This is a genomic window from Lyngbya sp. CCAP 1446/10 (genome assembly GCF_026130175.1).
In the GTDB taxonomy this organism is placed as follows: Bacteria; Cyanobacteriota; Cyanobacteriia; order Cyanobacteriales; family Microcoleaceae; genus Microcoleus.
Genome location: NZ_JAIGNI010000127.1, coordinates 1 through 2,233 on the forward strand (window position 1 = coordinate 1; position 2,233 = coordinate 2,233).

At 42.0% G+C, this 2,233-nt stretch carries 2 protein-coding genes; both read right to left on the reverse strand.

Annotated features, from left to right (window positions below):
- Positions 1 to 60: 60 nt before the first annotated feature.
- Positions 61 to 312: a hypothetical protein gene (locus K4039_RS26545; RefSeq protein WP_265239496.1), complete on the reverse strand. Its 252-nt coding sequence runs from the start codon at positions 310 to 312 to the stop codon at positions 61 to 63.
- A gap of 200 nt (positions 313 to 512) precedes the next feature.
- Positions 513 to 1,784 carry a transposase gene (locus tag K4039_RS26550; RefSeq protein WP_265239497.1) on the reverse strand — a complete coding sequence of 424 codons (1,272 nt, stop codon included), beginning with the start codon at positions 1,782 to 1,784 and terminating at the stop codon, positions 513 to 515.
- Between the last annotated feature and the right edge of the window lie 449 nt (positions 1,785 to 2,233).

The window sequence follows — 2,233 nt, forward strand, 5'->3', positions numbered from 1 at the left end:
CTGCCCATTTTTGTGACTTATTTATGCCTTCTTTAATTCCCCAATCTTAGACCTGAATCCTTACAGTTCTGTTTTGTCAAGAAGACGGAAAAATTCTAATTCGCGGGGGCTATGATTATCAGGAGTATCCGAGTAAATAGAACTGGTACTGGTAGCAAATTCAGTTGAAAAAAAGTGCTGGTAAAGATTGAGAAGTTGAGCGCTATTGAGCGTTTGTCTGAGAAACTTAATCGCTTCAAGTGGCTTAGTTACTGGGTAGGAGTGTCGCAAAGCGGCAATGGCTTGCGACACAGACAAAATGGTTACAGGCATTAAAAATTAAGAGGTATTTGGAGACAAGCAATAGCTGGCGCAAGTTTGAGTTTTTTGAGAGTGTCTCTAAATCGCTGTAGTTCTTGCTCACCCAGAGCGATCGCGTCAGAGAGTTCTTGAGCCCGACTTGCCAAGGTTAGCGGAGTAACACAACCGCTGATAGAGTCGCATTGCAGAGCCCAATTGACATCTCCCCAGCCCTAAAGGGACGGGGATTCATAAGACCACAATTTAAGTCTTACAGGTGCTGACAAGTCACCTCTACCAACTCCACTTAGATCGAGTCTAAGCATTGTTGCTACTTTACGTCCAATATTTGCACAACCATTGCAGTCTGCATTAATTAGCCACCCATTCGCAGTCCGATATAATCCACGTTTAACTCTCGTTCCAGAAGCTTTCCACCCTTCGGGTTTTTCGCCGATTTTAGGCAGTTCGTCACCATCTAGAAAAGAAGTTTTCGAGGTATAGGATTCTTCGGTTTCGATAAATTTGATTCCGTACTGCTTGCACAACTGAGCAATTCTATCTTTTAACCGACCCGTGGGAATCTGCACAAATTTTTGATTGGTCTTTCTACCCAGATTTATGGAATCTTTCTGATTCTTGTTCCAGCCAAATATAATTGTACCAATCTTGGACGATACACAATGATTGATGACTTTACGAGCGGCTTTATTAACTGCATCCCGCATTGTTCTATTTCTGCTTTCGGTCAGCCGTTCCAGTCTTTTCGACCAGAATCCATTGTTTTTTCCAGACATCAAGGTTGCGACTCGTTTGTTGTAGCCTTGATTGATGGATTTGAGATGCCTCCCATCTACGATGAATGAAGTGCCAATATTACTGACACAAGTGATCCAGTTGTCCATCCCGTGGTCGATCATCAATACAGAGTCAGCGTTCACATCGGATTGGACAGTTGGTTTTTGGTAAACCAATTCCAGATAGAAACATCCGTTTCTGGGTAAAATCCTGTACTCTCGAATAGAAGAATGATCTAAGTTAGACGGCATGGGCAAATAAAACGCATCTATGCCAAACCAAGCTTTAACTTTGCTCCCTAAAGGAAATCGCAACATTCCATCTTTTAATTTGACCGATCTACCTGTAAATGTTACAAGTGCTAATCCGCTTTGCCTGTATCCAGGAAGTCTTGGATGTTGTTGCATCACCGTCCCTTCTTTGAGTCCAGTCAGTAGACCAAAATAGGATTGGAAAGATTCAGCAACGCTAGTTAATATCTGCTGTGCGGTATCTGAATAGAAAGATTTGTAATGAATGTTTTGATTGTCAGTTCCTAAAACTTTATGCAGCTTAGCTCTACTCGGTATTCTTCCGGTTTTGAAGAATAGTTGTCGGGCATAATAAGTCCCACAGTTAATTAACTTTGAGGATTCACTACACAAGAATTCTAAGACTGCTTTCAAATCTTTGTCTGGACTAATTAGATTTTGCTGGCATCCATACATTCTGTTTTCCTCCTTGGTTTATATTAGCATAATATGCTTGATTTCAGATTAAAGTATGCCTGCAAAACAACCAGTTCCAAAAAATATTGAAGGCGGCGGTCACTGAGCGCAGTCGAATGTGTTGAAACCGCTGCCGCGTTCCTCCCCATGTCTAAAGCCAGGGGCTTCCCGCTCGTTTTTCGGTGAGTTGGACAGCTTGATTCGGTTCTTCCGGTGCGGAGACAAGTGAGGGGAGTGGGGAATGGGGAATGGGGAGTGGGCATAGTTCTTTTTTCCACTCTTCTTCTACACCCTTTGTCTTGGCTTGTTTGATGATTTTAATGCAATACGGTTTACTTAAGGCAGGACAAGAGGTAAACTAGGTATCGTGTACAAAAAAGAGAACCAGTACAGTGAATTACAGAGAATTATTATTAGAATCTCCCAAGCTCAAAAATATCGAGATATTT